The sequence below is a fragment of the Enterobacter sp. PL_is379 genome, from assembly GCF_055817355.1.
This window is the reverse complement of the sequence record NZ_JBVPGT010000026.1, coordinates 91,308-111,194: the sequence shown is the minus strand read 5'-3', so window position 1 is coordinate 111,194 and position 19,887 is coordinate 91,308. Positions and strand designations below refer to the sequence as shown.

15 protein-coding genes and 1 pseudogene are annotated in these 19,887 nt (G+C 56.8%); 5 read left to right on the top strand and 11 right to left on the bottom strand.

Annotation, left to right across the window (positions count from 1 at the left end; translation table 11 throughout):
• Positions 1-1,221 carry a peptide antibiotic transporter SbmA gene (gene sbmA, locus AC0TOY_RS08475; RefSeq protein WP_157188670.1) on the bottom strand — a complete coding sequence of 407 codons (1,221 nt, stop codon included), beginning with the start codon at positions 1,219-1,221 and terminating at the stop codon, positions 1-3.
• 114 nt (positions 1,222-1,335) lie between these two features.
• Entirely contained in the window at positions 1,336-1,869 is a 534-nt protein-coding gene (locus AC0TOY_RS08470) for an isochorismatase family protein (RefSeq protein WP_290095296.1), read from the bottom strand.
• Positions 1,870-2,073: 204 nt separating this feature from the next.
• Between AC0TOY_RS08470 and ampH the strand changes: the two genes are divergently transcribed.
• Complete coding sequence (ampH, locus tag AC0TOY_RS08465) at positions 2,074-3,234, top strand: D-alanyl-D-alanine-carboxypeptidase/endopeptidase AmpH (protein WP_024906778.1); 1,161 nt, start codon at positions 2,074-2,076, stop codon at positions 3,232-3,234.
• A gap of 2 nt (positions 3,235-3,236) precedes the next feature.
• On the opposite strand, the gene AC0TOY_RS08460 is transcribed toward ampH, so the two are convergent.
• Both AC0TOY_RS08460 and AC0TOY_RS08455 read right to left on the bottom strand, forming a co-directional pair.
• The gene (locus AC0TOY_RS08460) at positions 3,237-3,860 is read right to left on the bottom strand and encodes a helix-turn-helix domain-containing protein (RefSeq protein ID WP_024906777.1); all 624 of its coding nucleotides are present in this window, start codon (positions 3,858-3,860) and stop codon (positions 3,237-3,239) included.
• Between the two features lie 96 nt (positions 3,861-3,956).
• A pseudogene (locus AC0TOY_RS08455) lies at positions 3,957-6,731 on the bottom strand (autotransporter outer membrane beta-barrel domain-containing protein).
• A 451-nt stretch (positions 6,732-7,182) separates the two neighbouring features.
• Here AC0TOY_RS08455 and hemB point away from each other — a divergent pair.
• Entirely contained in the window at positions 7,183-8,157 is a 975-nt protein-coding gene (hemB, locus tag AC0TOY_RS08450) for a porphobilinogen synthase (RefSeq protein ID WP_023334658.1), read from the top strand.
• A gap of 72 nt (positions 8,158-8,229) precedes the next feature.
• Positions 8,230-9,954 carry a bifunctional ornithine lipid synthase OlsF gene (gene olsF / locus AC0TOY_RS08445; protein WP_473721716.1) on the top strand — a complete coding sequence of 575 codons (1,725 nt, stop codon included), beginning with the start codon at positions 8,230-8,232 and terminating at the stop codon, positions 9,952-9,954.
• A gap of 69 nt (positions 9,955-10,023) precedes the next feature.
• On the opposite strand, the gene tauD is transcribed toward olsF, so the two are convergent.
• From tauD to mmuP, 6 genes are all read right to left on the bottom strand, one after another.
• On the bottom strand, positions 10,024-10,875 hold the full coding sequence (gene tauD, locus AC0TOY_RS08440; protein ID WP_473721715.1) for a taurine dioxygenase: 852 nt from the start codon (positions 10,873-10,875) through the stop codon (positions 10,024-10,026).
• Positions 10,872-11,699, bottom strand: a complete 828-nt coding sequence (gene tauC, locus AC0TOY_RS08435) for a taurine ABC transporter permease TauC (RefSeq protein WP_473721714.1) — start codon at positions 11,697-11,699, stop codon at positions 10,872-10,874. The genes tauD and tauC overlap by 4 nt, the downstream gene beginning before the upstream one ends.
• On the bottom strand, positions 11,696-12,463 hold the full coding sequence (gene tauB, locus AC0TOY_RS08430) for a taurine ABC transporter ATP-binding subunit (protein WP_473721713.1): 768 nt from the start codon (positions 12,461-12,463) through the stop codon (positions 11,696-11,698). The genes tauC and tauB overlap by 4 nt, the downstream gene beginning before the upstream one ends.
• 10 nt (positions 12,464-12,473) lie before the next feature.
• Positions 12,474-13,436, bottom strand: a complete 963-nt coding sequence (gene tauA, locus AC0TOY_RS08425; protein ID WP_473721712.1) for a taurine ABC transporter substrate-binding protein — start codon at positions 13,434-13,436, stop codon at positions 12,474-12,476.
• 212 nt (positions 13,437-13,648) lie between these two features.
• A complete protein-coding gene (mmuM, locus tag AC0TOY_RS08420; RefSeq protein WP_473713227.1) occupies positions 13,649-14,581 on the bottom strand; it encodes a homocysteine S-methyltransferase in 933 nt (310 codons plus the stop codon).
• Positions 14,568-15,968 carry an S-methylmethionine permease gene (gene mmuP / locus AC0TOY_RS08415; protein ID WP_008503244.1) on the bottom strand — a complete coding sequence of 467 codons (1,401 nt, stop codon included), beginning with the start codon at positions 15,966-15,968 and terminating at the stop codon, positions 14,568-14,570. The genes mmuM and mmuP overlap by 14 nt, the downstream gene beginning before the upstream one ends.
• Positions 15,969-16,331: 363 nt before the next feature.
• Here mmuP and AC0TOY_RS08410 point away from each other — a divergent pair, with 363 nt between their 5' ends.
• Both AC0TOY_RS08410 and AC0TOY_RS08405 read left to right on the top strand, forming a co-directional pair.
• Complete coding sequence (locus AC0TOY_RS08410) at positions 16,332-17,441, top strand: AI-2E family transporter (protein WP_024906767.1); 1,110 nt, start codon at positions 16,332-16,334, stop codon at positions 17,439-17,441.
• A gap of 120 nt (positions 17,442-17,561) precedes the next feature.
• On the top strand, positions 17,562-19,346 hold the full coding sequence (locus AC0TOY_RS08405; RefSeq protein WP_473721711.1) for a GGDEF domain-containing protein: 1,785 nt from the start codon (positions 17,562-17,564) through the stop codon (positions 19,344-19,346).
• 31 nt (positions 19,347-19,377) lie between these two features.
• Here AC0TOY_RS08405 and AC0TOY_RS08400 read toward each other — a convergent pair whose 3' ends face one another.
• Entirely contained in the window at positions 19,378-19,887 is a 510-nt protein-coding gene (locus AC0TOY_RS08400; protein WP_148769524.1) for a hypothetical protein, read from the bottom strand.

The window sequence follows — 19,887 nt, the reverse complement described above, 5'->3', positions numbered from 1 at the left end:
TTAGCTAAATGTGTTGGTGACTTCCTGCAGGTCACGATCGTCCAGCTCGCGTTCAAAGCTGCGCAGACGTTTGTAGATAGACATCAGTTCTACCAGCGTGGTCCAGGAGCTGATCAGGTACTGGAACGACCCACGAACCTGACCGAAAACGTTAGTGATCTGCGTCATCAGACCGAGCGTAATCGTACCCGCAACAATCGACGGGAACAGCAGGAACAAACCGAAAACGTTATCCACCTGCAGATACAAAATACGGGCAATGTTGAAATACATATAGTGGAAGTAGAGTCGGAAGTAGTTACGGCGTACGGCGCCAAACAGCTCGCGGACGGTCGGCGGCGAGGCGCGGTTGGCATCATCTTCGCCGTAAACCAGCTCTTTACGGTACGCGGCTTCGACGCGTTGATTTTTAAACTCCAGCCCCGGCAGTTTGATCCCCACCACCGCCAGCAGGCCCGTTCCCATCAGCGACCAGACGATCGCGGCAATCACCAGACCATACGGAAGATGACCGACAATAGGCAGATCCGGCACGTGCGCAGAGAGCGTCACCAGCACCGGCAGGAAGGCAATCAGCGTCATGATGGCGTTGATAAAACTGACGCCCATGTCTTCAAGGGTGGAGGCAAAACGCATGGTGTCTTCCTGCACACGCTGCGCGGCGCCTTCGATATGGCGCAGATGCTGCCAGTGCGCCATATAATGTTCGTTCATCGCGGTACGCCAGCGGAAAACGTAGTGGCTGACGAAGAAGTTGTTCATCACGCCGATGATCACCGCTATCAGGGCGATACCGAGGAAGATCCCGACTTCATGGTAGAACTGGGTAATGGTCACCTTATGCGGCGAGCTGAGCGCGGTCTGGATCAGATCGTAGAACGGCGCATACCAGGCGTTAACCGCCACGCCCACCTCCACGAGGAACCAGGTCACAAAGATAATCAGCGATGTGCCGAGGATAGACCAGTACTGCCAGCGATGCGGGGAATAAACAAACCAGAACAGCGCAAACAGCCCTACGCACACCGTGTAGTAGGCGTAAAACAGCAGGTAGCTCAGCGACCAGAAGCGCGCCGCGCTAATCGGCACCTCACCTGTCGCCCCCGTGATGCGCGTCAGCCATGCGCCGCCGCCCGCCTGCCAGAAAATGACAGCGATCAGTGCCCAAATAAATGCCGACAGGAAAAAAGGCCCCGGCTTTGGGAAAAAAGACTTAAACATAATGCTTCCTTCTTGTTGTTATGGCTGTTGCTGTGTACAACACGTCACCACACGAAAACCTGCCCGAGCCAGCCTCCCGGCTCCGGCAAAAAGGTCAGACCCGAGCGTTAATTATTAGTTCGCTTTCCAGTTTTCAAGAATTGTTTCGGTGCGTTTCACCGCGAGAGGATTCGCCGGCGCAATGAAGTTACGCCAGACATCGTTGTGATGGTTAATCAGGATCTGCGCATCTGCCGCCGGGCGATTGGCTGTAGTATGGGCATCTTCCGCCACGGTGATGTGATAACCCCGGCTGACGCCGTTCTTAACCGTCGCATCGACGCAGTAATCGGTGGCGCAGCCGCAGATAACAAACTCGCGAATGCCCTGCTCACGCAGCAGCGCCTCAAGCACGGTGTTGTAGAAGGCATCACAGGCGGTTTTGGTCACGTAAAGCGCGTCAGCAGGTTGATGGAGTTCAGGCAGTAGTGCAAACCCCTCACTCCCCTCTTCCAGGCCACCAGCCTCAGTATGCTGAATAAAAATCACCGTGTCGGCTGCCTGCGTAAGCTGGTTGATCTGAGAGACACACTTTTCACGCTGATGACGAGGGGTTTCAAATACCCCGTTCTGCATATCGACAACCATAACCACACGCTTCTCAGACATACCGTTCTCCGTAAGATTGAGTGAAACTGGTGCCTATCATAAGCCCGATGTCACAAAATGGGAGATGGCTCGTAAGTAAATTGTTCATATTTACCCATGGTTACGTTTTTCTCGCTATCGTTATGCAATTCGGGGCATTGCGCGGTTCCGATTAGTAGTATAAATACCCATTACTTTCCTCATTCACTTCATGGATGCTTTTCGTTGAAACGTTGTCTGCTCTCTTTTGCCGCGCTGTGTGCGGTGAGCTTTTCTACCGCCCAGGCAGCCCAACCGCTGACGGCACCCGTTTTAGCTTCAGATATTGCCGATCGCTACGCAAACCTTATCTATTACGGCAGCGGCGCGACCGGGATGGCGATGGTCGTCATCGACGGCAACCAGCGTGTGTTCCGCAGCTTTGGCGAAACGCGCCCGGGAAATAACGTTCACCCGCAGCTGGATTCCGTTATCCGCATCGCATCCTTAACCAAGTTGATGACCAGCGAAATGCTGGTGAAACTGCTCGACCAGGGCGTGGTGAAGCTTGACGATCCGCTCAGCAAATACGCGCCGCCAGGTGCCCGGGTACCTACGTATCAGGGGACGCCGATCCGGCTTGTGAACCTTGCAACCCACACCAGCGCCCTGCCGCGTGAGCAGCCAGGCGGAGCGGCGCATCGTGACGTATTTGTCTGGCCAACGCGCGACCAGCGCTGGAGCTATCTGAGTACCGCCACGCTGAAAGCGGCACCGGGCTCGCAGGCCTCTTATTCAAACCTGGCGTTCGACCTGCTGGCGGATGCCCTCTCAACGGCGGCTGGCAAACCCTATACGCAGCTGTTTGAAGAGCAGATCACCCGTCCGCTCGGCATGAAAGACACCACGTTTACTCCGTCCCCGGATCAGTGCCGTCGCCTGATGGTGGCAGAGAAAGGCGCCAGCCCCTGTAATAACACGCTCGCGGCTGTGGGCAGCGGCGGGGTTTACTCCACGCCTGGCGACATGATGCGCTGGATGCAGCAGTTCCTTTCTTCAGATTTCTACGCTCGCACCAGCCAGGCCGATCGCATGCAGACTCTGATTTATCAGCGTACTCAGCTGCACCGCGTCATCGGGATGGACGTGCCGGGTAAAGCCGATGCGCTCGGCATGGGGTGGGTCTATATGGCGCCGAAAAATGGGCGTCCGGGTATTATTCAGAAAACCGGCGGCGGCGGTGGATTCATCACCTATATGGCCATGATCCCGCAGTCAAACGTGGGCGCGTTTGTGGTGGTCACCCGCTCCCCGCATACGCGTTTCGTCAATATGAGTGACGGGATTAATAACCTGGTGGCAGAACTGAGCGCCAATAAAGCCCAGGTGCTCACCGCGTCTAACTGATCTTAATATTCCGTGGGCAAGCGGTTGATGCTGACCAGCTTGCCCCGGCTCATATTGATGTAGTTACCTTGCCGCAGGGCAGCGAGAACCTCAGCAACCACTGAACGTGAAATACGCGTACTTTGTTGAATATGATTCATCACACCGATTTTTGAACGCAACGTTTCATCCCACTCCGCCATATTCAACAGCATGGCGCGGATCTGATGATAGGAATTATTTCCCACCAGCTGCATATCGCGTTTCTCAAGAATGTAGTTTATCCAGGATAACCAACCGAAGGCCTCTTTCCATAGCGCGTTCTGTTGTATAAGTTGACGGGTGGTTTCAGTGGGCAAATAAAAACCCGTGCAGGATGTTTTGGCTATCACTCTATATTCCTGGCAGTGATTAATCATCACTGTGGACAAACCCATAATAAACGGCGCTGTCGCGATGCCCACAAGCAGTTCATCTGAATGTCGATAGATTTCGATAACACCGGTTTGGAATACGATGGTGCGGCGCTCATTACATTCACCGGATATAATTAATTGTTTTGGAGCAGATTTAAAAGGGGTACTGGCTGATTTCAAACACTGTTCGAGCCGGCGTAATTCAGAAAGTGGTTTCGCATTAACCTTCATGCAGACCTCAAGGCATCCGTATTTGTCGGTTCAATATTATTTTTATTACTTCTGTAAAAAGCGGGGGGAGGTAACGCCTCCCCCCGCTTTTATTTATTACCAGGTATATTTCACACCCAGGTTTGCGCCCCAGTTCTGATCAACGTCGCCGCCGCCCAGATAAGTGGCATCAGTGTAAGCACTGAAGTTCTTCGTGAAGCTGAACTGGGTGCCCAGCCCTACGCGCACAGCGGAGCCTTTAACGCCGTTATCAATGCTGTCACCGTTAATGTCGGCATTGTTATCAGCATCGTCATAGACCCAGGCCAGTTTGAAGTAAGGCGTCAGAGCCTGATCGCCGCCGTAGTTGAAGGTGTAACCCGCATCAACACCGAGTTCATAACGCAGGCTATCGTAAGATTGCCCATCCATGCGCATGTCATTGCTGAGGCGATAATCATCGCCAGACTGGAACAGGCCAGACACGGCTGCGTATGGTGTGACGTAGCCGGACAGGTTTGGTTTCCAGTCATAGCCCAGTTTCAGCCCAAAACCAACCGCGTCATTGGTGGTGTTGCCGTCAACATACTGGCCGTTGCTCATGTTAGCAGAGAGATCGCTGTTGAAGCGGGTGTAGCTCAGGGAACTGTCGAGGAAAAGATCGTTCATGAACTTCGCCGACGCGTAGATCATCGCCGTCTGGCTGTCCTGATCGACCTGACCGGTACGATCGCTGATATCCCCCTTCGCGAAACCTGCCGCACCACCGACGATCCACTTCGCATTATTACCGTCAATCTGGGTATCCAGACCGACCATAATACCGCTCACGTCCTGATCGTAGCTGATAACGCCATTATCACCGTCGAAATTGCCGCCGAAGTAGCTCACCCACGCCCCGCCGTTATCCGCCAGGCCGTGACGGCTGTTGGTCAGACGCGTACCAACGGTATCCTGCTGCAGATTCCAGATGTTGGTGTTGGCAGATGGGATGCTCAGCGCCATATTGGCGTAGTCGGTCAGCGCTTTCTGCTGGAGGACAACGGCGTCACCCTGCTGCTGCGCCTGGTAGGTGTAGGCACCTAAATCGGCTTTGTTTGCAGCAGTAAAGCTGGCTGCAGTATCCGCGTTATTGTCATAGACGCGAATAATCTCTTTGTTTTTGTAATCGGCGACGGAACCAGCTCCGGTCGCGTTGTCGATACGGACCTTTTAGTTACCGGCGACGTCACCGTTCACTGACAGATGACCATCAGAATTAATCGCCACAACGCCGTAGTCGTAATCGGCATTGTGCTTATCGTTGGTGATATAGCGTGCGTTGTTCAGATCGCTGTTCAGCACGTAATCACGGCTGGCAACGTTCAGCACACCACCATCGGTCAGTACCATATTGTGCGTATCAACCTGTCCCAGCCCCAGCGCCAGCTCTGCACCGTTATCCACGGTGATGGTGTTGGCATACAGATCGGCCGTTTCTTCCGTCAGTGCCGCACGGCTATAGCTGTCCAGATACAGATGGTCGGTGGCCACGCCGCCGCTGTCGCCGATATTCAATGAGGAAGCATTGGTCAGGGTGATGGTATCCGCCAGCAGACCTGAGTTTTCAACATTGACCTGAGACTGGTTGTTGACCGTCAGCGTGTCGATGTTAGACACCTTGCGGGTATCCCACTCGGAGCCGTTATCCAGCGTGATGTTAAAGAGACCGCTCTGATACACCGCTTCGCCCGCAACATGTCCGTTGCTGTCATAGGTGGAGTCTGGCCAAATGCTGTTTGGGGACAGAGCGCTCCAGTCTACGTTGCTGTAGCCCAGGCCATACATCTGCGCCGTGCCGATAGCCTCGACGCTCGACTGCGCTGCACCAACCCATTTGCTGCCATTGGTCAGAGTAACGTCCAGCTTATCGGTACCGTCCCAGCCGTTGGTAGTTGGGTTATAGACACCGTCTGCACTGGTATCCGTTGCCGGATCGCCGTTCGGATAGAAGTTGTTGTCGAAGGTACTGGAGAAAAGAATGTCGCCAGTCACGGTGGAGTGATCGAACGTGGCGCTGGTCTGCATCGCGTTATCAGACGCGCTGGCGGCCACAATCAGCGCCGCATCATCTGCCGCTGTCGCGTTGGTTTCACCATAGTCGCTCGGCTTCGCGGTTTGACCGTAGAATCCGCTGGTACCTAAATCGCTGTACGCACCAGAAGTCAGTACCGAATCTTTCACCAGTAGCGTGTCGGTAAAGACGTTGCTGCTGTTGGCTACGCCTTCAACGCCGTCGTACGGGGTATTATCCAGCTCCTGATACCCCTGCGTCAGGGTAATACCCGCGACGTGAGAGTTATTCTGGATAACAATATCCGATTCAACATCCAGGGTAATTGCATTGCCCAACCCATAGGTATCAAGATAGTGGGTTTCGGTATTATCGCCATTTACCACATTGTAAGCATAATGCTCATAGGTGTCGTTAATGGTGGAGTGATCAACGGTCAGGCTAAAACGATCGTACTGAGAATGGGTCGTGCCGTCGGTATCTATACCATCAGCACACGAGGTGGTCATACACTCAGAGGTAATCATGCCATTAATGGTACTGTTGGAAATGCTTAATGCATTAGCCCGACCATTGATACCATCATCCAGATAGTATGTTGAAATAATACCATTCACGGTGGATTTATTAATCACCGGATAAATATCACCGTCGTGGGTAACGTCTGAGTAATCCCAGTCGGCATAGCCATAATACCAGGGGGTGGACGCTGTATTATCGTACCCGAAGGTATTATAAGTTGTACCGGAAATATCCTTCGCACTGGCCTGAGAAGCGATAGCCAGGGTGCAGGCTAATGCAAGTTGAGATACAACGAGTTTCTTTTTCCATGTTTGCATTGGGTCATCCCTCCTCAGGGACGTAAGCAAGTTTGTCCATCAATGAATTTGCAACATTTAATTGCGGAGGGAATTATGCAGTTTCATTTCGAAAAGGTTCAATGAATGTTTCCATTAAGTCCGTATCCAGACCAATAACACATCAAAAACAACAAACGCAGGGGGCACTCAAGATAAATATTATAAAAACAAAACGTTAAAATACAGACAAGCGAAGGAGAAATATATAACAAAAAATAATAAATCACTTTTAATGATGCATCCCACTTAATATAGAAACAATACGAATATCTCACCCCCAATCAGTAATATACTAACCAGTATTAAATATTGATGAAATGAAACCTGACCTGCCGCATTTCGCAAAAAGCAAAATGCCCACTTTAGTAAAACACCCGTCTTCACTTTGAGGTACACTAGCCTTCTTTGTTCCACAAACATCAGGCATACCATGACCGATTTAATTGCACGCCCACGCCGCCTGCGCAAGTCACCTGCACTGCGCGCTATGTTTGAAGAGACAACCCTGACCTTAAACGATCTGGTGTTGCCGATTTTTGTCGAAGAAGAGATCGATGACTACAAAGCCATCGAAGCCATGCCGGGCGTCATGCGCATTCCGGAGAAATATCTGGCGCGTGAGATTGAACGCATCGCCAACGCGGGGATCCGCTCGGTGATGACCTTCGGCATCTCACACCATACCGATGCCACCGGCAGCGACGCGTGGAAAGAAGATGGCCTCGTCGCCCGCATGTCCCGCATCTGCAAAGAGACCGTGCCGGAAATGATCGTCATGTCCGATACCTGCTTCTGTGAATACACCTCACACGGCCACTGCGGCGTGCTGTGCGATCACGGCGTGGATAACGATGCGACCCTGCTGAACCTTGGCAAGCAGGCTGTCGTCGCGGCCGCGGCAGGTGCAGACTTCATCGCCCCATCTGCGGCAATGGACGGACAGGTTCAGGCGATTCGTCAGGCGCTGGACGCGGCGGGCTTTACCGACACCGCCATCATGTCTTACTCCACCAAATTCGCCTCCTCCTTCTACGGCCCGTTCCGTGAAGCGGCGGGCACGGCGCTGAAAGGCGATCGTAAAACCTATCAGATGAACCCGCTGAACCGTCGGGAAGCGATTCGTGAATCCCTGCTTGATGAAGCCCAGGGCGCAGACTGCCTGATGGTGAAACCGGCTGGCGCGTACCTTGATATCCTGCGCGACATCCGCGAGCGCACCGAGCTGCCGCTGGGGGCTTATCAGGTGAGCGGCGAGTACGCGATGATCAAATTCGCCGCCCTGGCGGGTGCCATTGATGAAGAGAAAGTGATCCTGGAAAGCCTGGGGGCGATCAAACGCGCAGGCGCGGACCTGATCTTCAGCTACTTCGCGCTGGATCTGGCCGAGAAGAAAATCCTCCGCTAATCTTCACCAAACTGCAATACAACCGACATCTGCTCCTTCTACTGTCTTCGCAAGACGGCAGGAGGAGTAATCATGTTTAGCCTCGATAGCGTTCTCGACGATCTTTGGCCTCAGGCGAGGCCTGCACCCTGGCAAAAAAGTCTGTTAAAAAGACTGTTTTACGAAGACGAATTTCAGCAATTTGCCGCAGCACACCGCCACCTGAAAGGCCTGGATATGGTGGAGCAAGTTCTGGAGCACCTTGATATTCTCTGCACCGTTTCCGCCCGCGATCTTGAACAAATCCCCGAACATGGCCCGCTGGTCATTATTGCCAACCACCCGACGGGTACGCTGGACGGGCTGGCGCTGATGTACGCCGTCTCCCGCGTGCGACGCGATGTGAAAGTCGTGACCAACCGGATGCTGACCCACCTTGAGCCCCTCAGCTCGCTGTTTATTCCGGTGGACAATATGGGCGGCAGGACGGCGAAAACATCCCTGGTGCAGATGGAACAGCATCTGCAAAACGCAGGCGTGCTGATCTTCTTCCCGGCCGGAGAAGTTTCCCGCCCTACGCGCAAAGGCATTCGCGACAAAAAGTGGCACTCCGGCTTTATCAAACTCGCCGGCAAGCTGCGCGCCCCGCTGCTGCCGGTGCATATTCAGGCCCATAACAGCCTGCTCTTTTATGCCAGCACGCTGGTCTCCCCGACGCTGTCGATGCTGTTGCTCATGCAGCAGATGTTCCGCCGCCGCCACAGCCAGCTGCCGATCAAAATCGGCCAGCAGATTGCGTGGCATCACTGGCACAGCGCCACCCTTTCGTCGCGTGAGATGGCCGAGCAGTGCCGCCAGCACGTGATGCGTCTTGGCAAGGGAGTGCCCGGCGTCTTTAAAACCCAGTGCGCGATTGCCCGTCCGGAAGATCGGGCCACCCTGAAGCGCGCGCTGGCGCAGGCCGAATGTCTGGGCAAAACCAGCGACGGTAAAACCATCTATCTGTGGCAGCGTAACGGTCAGGAAGACGTCCCGCTGCTGCGCGAGCTGGGCCGCCTGCGCGAGATTGCCTTTCGCGCGGTGGAGGAAGGGAGCGGCAAACGCCGGGATACCGACAGCTACGACGATGATTATCTGCACCTGATCCTGTGGGATGAGGACGATCTGGAGATTGTCGGGGCGTATCGCTTTATGCCGACGGCCATGCAGATCGAAAAGCGCGGCGTTGAGGGGTTGTACAGCTATAGCCTCTTCCACTACGACGACAAAATGCAGGACGTGCTGGAGCACGGCATTGAGCTGGGGCGCAGCTTTATTCAGCCGCGCTACTGGGGGCGCCGCGGCCTGGACTATTTATGGTCCGGTATTGGGGCCTATCTGGCGCGTTATCCGCACTACCGCTACCTGTTTGGCCCGGTCTCCATTTCCGGTGGCTTACCGCCTGCTGCGCGGGATCTGCTGGTCGCCTTTTACCGCCTGTGGTTCCCGGCGACGCATCCGCTTGCCGCCTCGCGCCAGCCGTATCCCGCCTCCCTGCCGGACGTGCTGGCACAGTTTGGCGGCGTGGATTACGTGGACGATCTGACGAAACTGAAGTCCCTGCTCGGCAATCTTGGCTGCGGTATTCCACCGCTCTACAAGCAATATTCCGAGCTGTGCGAGCCCGGCGGCGTGCAGTTTATTGATTTTGGCAGCGACCCGGCGTTCAACAACTGCGTTGACGGGCTAGTGCTGGTGGATTTGTGTTACCTGAAGGCGAACCGCTATCAGCGGTATATTGAGGCGCATTTAATACCCTCACCCCAGCCCTCTCCCTAAAAGGGAGAGGGTGAAAATCGCACCGGGCAGTCCCCTCGCCCCTTTGGGGAGAGGGTTAGGGTGAGGGGATCAAGGAGCACGATAAAACGGCTTATCGCCCAAAATCGTCGCCCGCTGCATAATCCGGCGCTGCGGCAGATAGTCCGCATTGGCATAATGCTGCGTTACGCGGTTATCCCAGATCGCCAGGTCGTTCTCCTGCCAGCGCCAGCGCACCTGGAACTCCGGCTTGGTGATATGCGCAAACAGGAAACCTAACAGCGCCTCACTCTCTTTTTCCGTCACGTCCACAATGCGCGTGGTGAACCCTTCGTTCACAAACAGCGCCTGTTTGCCCGTCACCGGATGGGTCCGCACCACCGGGTGCAGCAGCGGAGGATGTTTCGCCACAGCCTCCTGCCAGCGCTGATGTTCCTCTTCCGTTTTACGGTACTTGTACTCCGGGAACGATTTTTTGAAGTCGTGCTCCGCCCGCAGCCCGCTCAGCAGCGTCCTGAACGGCTCTGACAGCGCCTCATACGCCGCAATCCCGCTGGTCCACAGCGTATCGCCGCCGGTTTCCGGCAGCACCTTCGCCGCCAGAATGGCTCCGGCAGGCGGCGTCTCGATAAAGGTCACGTCGGTGTGCCAGTTATCGTTATCCGGCGGGTTATCGTTGTGGGTGTCGAGGACGATAATCTCCTCCACCCCTTCCGCATGCGGATAGACCGGGTGGATATGCAGATCGCCAAAGCGCAGGGCCAGCGCGCGCTGCTGCTGCGGGGTGATCGCCTGCTCGCGCAGGAACACCACCTGATGGCGCAGCACCGCGTGGTACAGCTGCTCGAACTGGTTATCACTCAGCGGACGGGTCACATCCAGGCCCGACACCTGTGCACCAATGTACGGCCCCAGCGGGGTGATGGTCAGACGTTCACTCATTGTATTTCTCCATGCCAGGGCGTCAGACGGCGCTGTAACGCGCGCAGCCCCAGTTCTAATCCGAAGGCGATCGCGGCGATCACCGCGATCCCTGCCAGCACCACGTCAGTCGCCAGGAACTCTCCCGCCGACTGCACCATAAACCCAAGGCCGCGCGTGGCCGCAATCAGCTCCGCCGCCACCAGCGTGGACCAGCCCACGCCAAGGCCGATGCGCAGCCCGGTTAAAATCTCCGGCAGCGCGCCCGGTAAAATCACGAACAGCAGCACCTGCGTACGGCTGGCTCCCAGCGACTGCGCCGCGCGGATCCGCACCTGCTGAGCGCTCTTCACGCCCGCCAGCGCCGACATGGCAACCGGGGCGAAAATCGCCAGATAGATCAGCAGGATTTTTGACGTTTCCCCGATGCCGAACCAGATCACCATCAGCGGCAGATAGGCCAGCGGCGGCACCGGGCGGTAAAGCTCAATCAGCGGGTCAAGGATGCCGCGCACCGTCGGGCTTAAGCCCATCGCGATCCCGACCGGTATCCCGATAATCACCGCCGCCAGCAGCGCCACCAGAATGCGCGCCAGGCTGGCACCTAAGTGCTGCCAGAGCGTGGCATCCATAAAGCCCTGCGGCCCGGCGATGGTAATGAGTTTGGCCAGCACCTGTCCCGGCTGCGGCAGAAACAGCGGGCTGACCCACTGCAGGGCAGCAACTGCCCACCACACCGCCAGCAACACCAGCAGCGTACCGACGCTCAACGTGATTTGACGTGAGAAAGGCCAGCGCAGCGCCAGACGCGTGCGGCGCGTTTTTTCACTGAAGACGATGCTCATGAGAAGGCCTCCCGCTGTTCAAACACGCGGCTTAAAACGTATTCACGCTGTTCGATAAACAGCGGATCGGATTTGATGCTGCGCACGGGTTCCCCCGCGACGTAGCGGCGGGCGAAATCCAGCGGCAAGCGCTCCAGCACGCGGCCCGGCCCCGGCGAGAGCAGCACCAGCTCGGTGGCCATAAACACCGCCTCTTCGATATCGTGGGTAATCAACAGCACCTGCTTGCCGGTCTCATGCCACAGGTGCAGGAGCAGGGTTTGCATCTGCTCGCGGGTGAAGGCGTCGAGCGCCCCGAACGGCTCGTCCAGCAGCAACAGCTGCGGATTCGCTGCCAGCGCGCGGGCAATCCCGACACGCTGTCGCTGGCCGCCGGAAAGCTGCCAGATAAAGCGTTTTTCCGCGCCTTCCAGCCCCACTTTTTTCAGCATCGCCCGCGCCGTTTCCAGCCGCTGTTCACGATTGATGCCCGCAAGCTGCAGCCCAAACGCCACGTTTTCCTGCACGTTACGCCACGGGAGCAGGCCTTCATTCTGGAAGACCACGCCGCGCTCGGCGCCGGGGCCTTCCACCTTTTTGCCTTCCAGTTGAATGGTGCCATGCTGATAAGGGACAAACCCGGCGATCAGATTCAGCAGCGTGGTTTTTCCGCACCCGGACGGACCCAGCACCACCAGCAGTTCACCGCTGTCCAGCGTCAGGTTGATCTCCTCCAGCGCGGGTTTGCCACCGTAATCAGCAGACAGATTTGTAATATTCAGCATGGCGGACTCCTTATTTCACAAAACGATCGGTCACGTACTGGCTGTAATCCGTCGCTACCGCGGGCACTTTGCCCTGCTCTTTCAGGAAGGTGGCGGTATCAACAATCGCTTTGTTTACCGGCCCGGTCAGCTGCTGCACCTGCTGCGCGGGGGTCAGATAGGTATTGCCCTTCACCAGCCCCGGCACGTCCGCTTCCGGCACGCCGCTCAGACAGGAGAGTTTTTCCAGGTTGGCGGGCTGCTTCAGCCATTCATCCGGGTTACTGATGTACGGCTGCTGGGCGTCAATCGCGCTTTTCGCGAAGGCTTTCACCACCTCAGGATGTTTCTCAGCGAAGTCTTTACGCACGACCCACACGTCGAGCGTTGGCGCGCCCCACTGGCCCACCTTTTCGGAGTCGGTCAGCACGGTGCCGTCTTTTTCCAGCTCGTTCACGGCAGGCGCCCACACATAGGCCCCGTCTATATCGCCGCGCTGCCAGGCCGCGATAATCGCCGGCGGCTGGAGGTTAATAATTTGTACCTGCCCCGGCTTGATGCCCCAGTGTTTGAGCGCCGCCAGCAGGCTGTAGTGGGTGGTGGAGATAAACGGCACGGCGATGCGTTTGCCGATCAGGTCTTCCGGTTTGGTGATGTTTTTCTTCACCACCAGCGCTTCAGAGTTACCGAGCTGCGAGGCGAGCAGGAACACCTCAATCGGCACCTGCTGGCTGGCCGCGACCGCCAGCGGGCTGGAGCCGATATTGCCGATCTGCACGTCGCCGGAGGCTAACGCACGCACGACGGAGGCCCCGCTGTCGAACTTGCGCCAGTCAACTTTCGCGCCGCTCTCTTTTGCAAAGGTGTTATCCGCCTGCGCGACTTTCGCCGGTTCCGCAGAAGTTTGATACGCGACGGTGACGTCCACCGCCTGCGCCTGAAATGCCCACAGCGCCAGTGCGCCGAGAAGTGTGATTCGCGATGAAATTGCCATAGTGCCTGCTCCCCTTGTTGTTATGAGGGCAGTATTTCCAACGCGAGAATTTTGATAAAGGAATAAAAATGAATCGCTCATAACGATTCGTTTTTAGATAAAAAGCGGGAAAGGATAGTTGGTTTTGTGCGCTTGTTTTTTCCCCTCTCCCCGTGGGAGAGGGTCAGCGATCCGTAGGCCGGGTAAGGCGTAGCCGCCACCCGGCAAAGCACTCAGCGCTGCGCGTTCAGCTCAGCAATATCCTTCGGCGTGGTCCGACAACAGCCGCCAATCAGCTTCGCTCCGGCGTCCAGCCACTGGGGCAGATACCCTGCCAGCGTCTCGCACGCTTCGCCGTGGTGATGCCAGGTTTTGGTTACCGCGTCATAATGCTCGCCCGAGTTCGGGTAGACCACCAGCGGCAGCGACGTCAGGCTTTGCAGATGCTTCAGCGCCGCCGTGGTGTTTTCCAGTGCGATGCAGTTAATGCCCAGCGCAACAATGCGCGGAGAGTTTGCCAGCACGCTGACCACGTCACGCAGGGGCGTACCGTCGCTCAGGTGCTCGCTGTCCCGCAGGGTAAAGGAGAACCACGCCCGGGCGCGGGGATATTCAGACAGCAACGCCGCCAGCGCCTTAATCTCCTCAAAGGACGGTAGGGTTTCGCAGGCCAGCAGGTCAGCGCCCGCATCCAGCAGCGCTTCCACGCGCGGGCGGTGGAAGTCGGTGAATGCTTCCGCACTGCGCACGTAGTCGCCGCGATACTCTGAGCCATCCGCCAGATACGCGCCGTACGGCCCAACGGAGCCCGCCACCAGCAGCGTGCCCGCATGCGGATTTTCAGCCAGATACGCTTCGCGCGCCTTACGCGCCAGCTCCACGCTTCTGCCGATCAGCGCCCGGGACTGCGCCTCGTCCAGGCCGCGCGCCGCAAAACCCGCAGGCGTGGCCTGATAGCTGGCGGTGATCGCCACCTGCGCGCCCGCGCGATAGTAATCAAGATGCACTTCGCGGATAAGCTCCGGGTTTTCCATCAGCACTTTGGCAGACCAGAGGCTGTCTGCCAGGTTGCAGCCGCGCGCTTCCAGCTCCGTCGCCATCGCGCCATCCAGCACCACAAACGGCTGCTTTTCAAGGAGGGCGGTAAGCGGATTATTCTGCGACATGTTCGGGCTCCTGCGATGTCATATTTCGGGTCAGATAGTAGGCACCATAACACAGGGCGACAAACGGAATCCCGCAATAAAGGGCAATGCGCTGGCTTGGGTCAAACCACAGGCCGACACAGGCCACCACGCAGAGGATAAAACCGAGCACCGGCACCAGCGGATACCACGGCGCGCGGTACTGCAGCGCAGAGAGCGGTTGCCCGGACTGCAGATGACGACGACGGAAAACGAAGTGCGACGCGCAGATGCTGATCCAGACGGCCACCACCGCAAAGCCTGAAATCGCCGAGAGCGCGACAAACACCGTGTCCGGCGCCACGACGCTTGAGAACAGCGCCAGCACGCCACCGAGCATAGAGACCGAGAGCGCCGTCAGCGGCACGCCGTTTTTGTTCACGCGGGCAAAGCAGCGCGGGAGCGTTTTCTCATTAGAGAGCGACCACAGCATGCGCCCTGAGGCGTACAGCCCGGAGTTCGCCGCCGAGAGGATCGCCGTCAAAATCACAAAGTTAAAGATATCCGCCGCGTAAGGAATACCGACCTTTTCAAATACCAGCACGAACGGGCTCTTTTCCACGCCCGCCTGCTGCATCGGGATCAGCGCCGCCAGCACAAACACGGTGCCGATAAAGAAGATAATCAGGCGCGCAATGGTGGTGCGGATCGCGACCGGAATCACCTTGTGCGGATTTTCCGTTTCTCCCGCCGCGATGCCGATAAGTTCGGTCCCGGAGAAGGCAAAGTTCACCGCCACCATGGTCATCAGGATCGGCAGTCCGCCGTGCGGGAACCAGCCTTCGGCGGTGATGTTGCTTAAGCCCGGCGCGGGTGAACCGTCCTGCATCGGGATAAAGCCAAAGACCGCCGCACCGCCAAGGATAATAAAGGCGATGATGGTGATGACTTTCACCAGGGAGAACCAGAACTCGCCTTCCGCAAAGAAGCGCGTTGAGATGACGTTCAGGCCAAAAATCACCACGCAGAAGACCACGCACCACGCCCAGACGGGCACCTGCGGGAACCAGTACTGCATGCAGAACCCGGCGGCGGTAAAGCTCGACCCGAGCGCCACCGTCCAGGTGAGCCAGTAGAGCCACGCCACGGTGTAGCCCGTCGCCGGGCCAAGATAGCGCGCGGCATAGACGTGGAACGCGCCGGTTTCCGGCATCGCCACGGAAAGCTCGCCCAGACACTGCATCACCAGCCAGACCACCAGCGCGCCTATCAGGTACGCCAGCAGCGTGCCCGCCGCCCCGGTCGTGGAAATGATGTAGCCGGTATTGAAGAATAACCCTGTCCCAATCACGCCACCCAGCGAGAGCATAATCAGGTGGCGTGTTTTCATGGTGCGCTTAAGCTGCCCATTTTCTTGTTGTGTTTGCATATTACCTTCTATACGTATGGACATCTAAACATCCAAAGAAGGTGTGTTATACCGCGATTGTTAATAAAAAGCTAGATGACCAGACGCAAACGGGCGCGCCGCGCGCTGAGTCTGGGGTGGGTTGTGAGGATCACATAGAGAATCGGACGCCAGGCCATAAGCACCTCCGCAAGCAGATACTTACAGCATGGTGCGGGAAAAGGCGCTCTTCGGTCAGTCGAAAGTGGTATCCGTAAAGCGCGAAGTCATACCGTAACACTGCCCGCAGGACGGGTAAGGCGCAGCCGCCACCCGATGCAAGGTTGGTAATTCTCACAATCAGTTCTATAGTCGACACAGTTTATGAGTAACCAGGACTGACTGATGCGCTTTAACGGACTGACTAAAGGTTTCTTTATTTTCATTCTCGCCCTTGTGACCTGGGCCTTCTTCGACGTGCTGTCGCCCTACTTCTCCGCGATACTGTGGGCCGCCATTCTGACCGTCATCTTCAACCCGGTAAAAAACAAGCTGCGCGCCGCGCTGGGGGATCGCAACGGGCTGGCCTCGCTGTTGACCATCGGTATTATCTGCCTGATCGTCTTTATCCCGCTGATGGTGATCCTCTCCTCGCTCGCCATTGAGCTTAACGTGGTTTACACCAAACTGCAGGAGAACAACACCCAGTTCCCGGAGGTGGTGGCAAGCATCTTCAATCACCTGCCTGACTGGGCCAGCGGCTTCCTCGCGGATCACAACCTGACCAACGCGGCGCAGATCCAGAAAAAACTCTCCGACGTCGCCCTGCAGGGCGGACAGTATCTCGCCGGCAGCGCGTTTCTGATTGGCAAAGGAACGTTTGGCTTTGCGATTAGCTTCGGCATCATGCTGTATCTGCTGTTCTTCCTGCTGAAAGACGGCCCGTATCTGGTGCGCCAGATCCTCGACTCCCTGCCGCTGTCTGATTTCGCCAAGCAGCACCTGTTCGCCAAATTCGTCGGCGTATCGCGCGCCACGGTAAAAGGGACGGCGGCAGTGGCCGTGGTTCAGGGCATACTCGGCGGTATTGCGTTTGCTATTGCGGGTATTGACGGCAGCGTGCTCTGGGGCGCATTGATGGCGTTCCTCTCTCTCGTGCCCGCCATCGGCTCGGCGATTGTCTGGGTGCCCGCCGCCATCTTCCTGTTCGCCACGCACCAGATCTGGCAAGGGCTGTTTATTGTCGGCTTCTTCGTGATCGTCGTCGGGCTGGTGGACAATATTCTGCGCCCGCTGCTGGTGGGGAAAGACACCAAAATGCCGGACTACCTGATTCTGATCTCCACCCTCGGCGGCATGGAGCTGTACGGCATTAACGGTTTTGTGATTGGGCCACTCATCGCCGCGCTGTTTATCGCCTGCTGGAACCTCTTCTCAGGGCGCGATCACGAAGGTAACGCCGAAGAGCTGGACCCCGATTTCATCGAAGAAGGAAAAAACCCTCCAGATTTGTAAGGACGTGACGATAAAGACCACACCAGGCGGCGCTGTGCCGCCTTTTTTTTACGCCTTAAATCAAACGTTTTCTATAATTTAAAGAACGCCATCCTACTCATGTCGTAAAAGGATCATCTGGTGCGAATCGCGACGATAACAAACTGGGCCTATGGTGCCACGGTCTGCCTCACCATCGCCTCCGGCATTATCATGCTGTTGGCATCCAATGCTGACACGGCAGAGCGCCAAGCCGTTGAACAGCGACAGCGATTTGATCAGCTCACAGAGGATGTTGAGACAGACGCCTGGGCACAGTCCGATTTAGCACGCCTCTATGTCATCAAAAAAGATCCCCAAACGTTAAAAGAATACAATCAGTCAGAGAATTACCTTAAGAACATTGAAATACGGCTGGAAAAACTGCGGGACAACGGCGCATCGGATGATGAGCTCTCCCTGCTGCGCGAAGGCATAAAAATCATCGATGAGCTGCAGGACGAACAGCAAACCGCCCTCGTCAGCCTTGAACGCGGAGAAGACGCCCAGGCCGTTGCCTTACTCTATGGTCAGCCCTATGAGCAGGAGCTGGATCGCGCGCAGAATCAGATCGATCACTTTCGCCAGATACTGGACAAGCGCGTTATCGGCTCCGTTAAAGATGCGACAAAAAAATCGAAAGCGCTGCGTACCGCCTCTGAGCTGACGGTCGGCCTGACCGCCCTGCTGTTCCTGTTTGTGCTCGGCTTTATATTGAAACGCCGCGTGCTGCGTCCCGTGGTGCGCCTGAGCGACGTGGTGCACCGTCTGGCATCCCAGGATTACGCGGTTGAAACGCCCAATTTCAACCAGATCGATGAGATAGGCGATATGGCCCAGGCCATCAGCATCTTCCGTGAAAACGGCCTGGCACGACAGCGTCTGGAAAAAGAGCGCGATGCCGACTGGGCCATCCGCGAGCTGCTGGCGCGCATGACCCAGCGGCTGCAGGGGTGTGAGAACTTTAACGATGTGATTAACGTGGCGGAGCTGTTTGCCCCCAATATCGCGCCAGGGATCGCGGGCCGGCTCTACGTCCTTGACCGCGAGCCGTGGCAGATGCGCTGCGTCGCGCAATGGCTTTCGCCGGTTGGTGAAGAGACGACATTCCATCCGGACGAGTGCTGGGCCGTGCGACGCGGGCAAAGTCACCCGCCGGTGAACGGTGAGCCGGATATTGCCTGCTACCATCTTCCGGCATCCCAGGCGGAAAGCGCGCTTTGCGTGCCGCTTATCGCTCAGGGCGAGGCCATTGGCCTGCTCTCCTTCCAGAATATCACGGCGGACAATGCCCCTTCCCGCGCATATCTGGAGCTGATGGCCGAGGCGCTCGGGCTGGCGCTGGCCAACCAGCGTCTGCGCGACGCGTTGCTGGAAAAAGCGTTGTTTGACCCGCTCACCGGCCTGCGTAATCGTCACCATCTGGAAGATACCCTGCAAACCCAAACGGCACAGGCGATACGCACTGGCGTGCCGTTAAGCTGCATGATGATTGATATCGACCACTTCAAGAGCATTAACGATCGGTTCGGCCATGAAGCGGGCGATCTGGTGATCAAAAGCGTGGCGTCAATTGTTCAGCGGGCCGCGCATGACAACGGACTGGCATTCCGCTACGGCGGCGAGGAGTTTCTGGTGCTGCTTTCCGGTGCCGATGAAGCAGAAGCGTACGCCTGCGCGCAGAAAATTTACACCGGCGTGCATGAGCTGTCGATTCGCTACGGGCTGACCGAGATTGGGCCGGTGGACGTGTCGATTGGCATTGCGAGCTACCCGCAGCATGCCCAGACCGACAACCTGCTGCGCGCCGCGGATGTGGCCTTGTACCGGGCGAAAGAGCTGGGCCGCGCGCGGATTGTGAGTTTTGGGATGCTGGAGGCGGGCTGACGCTGATTCTCGCGCCCTGACTTTCCCCGGTTCAGGCGCGCGTGATAGCCCAAAGCACCACAATCCCCAGGGCATTGCTCCGCTTTTCCACATACAGGGTGGTATCGGAATAAACGTGACCCTGCGGGTTACAGATACGGATCTCTTTTTTTAATTCCGGCTCGTAGACTTCCGCACCCGAGCAGCTGTGGCGGGTACTGGACTCATACCGGTAAGGTTTGCTCCAGGCCGAATAGTCCCCCTCCAGCAGCCAGGCCGTTGTAAAGACCACGAACATGGCAACCGGCAGGCTGCAAATAAAGAAGCCGAGGTAGATTTTTACCGCGCCAGCAAGGCGCTTACCTTTCAGTCTCCCCTTTCTGATGAAATAGACCATCGGCACCAGCGCCAGCAGCAACGCCCCACAGGCAAGGTACTGCTCCCCGCGGATCGAAAGGTATGTCACGCGGTAAATGTTGACTGACCAGACCACAAAACCCGATATCAGTGCTATCCCGCTCACGATGAGTGGGATCCAAAAGGAAAAACGCGCTTTTTTCAT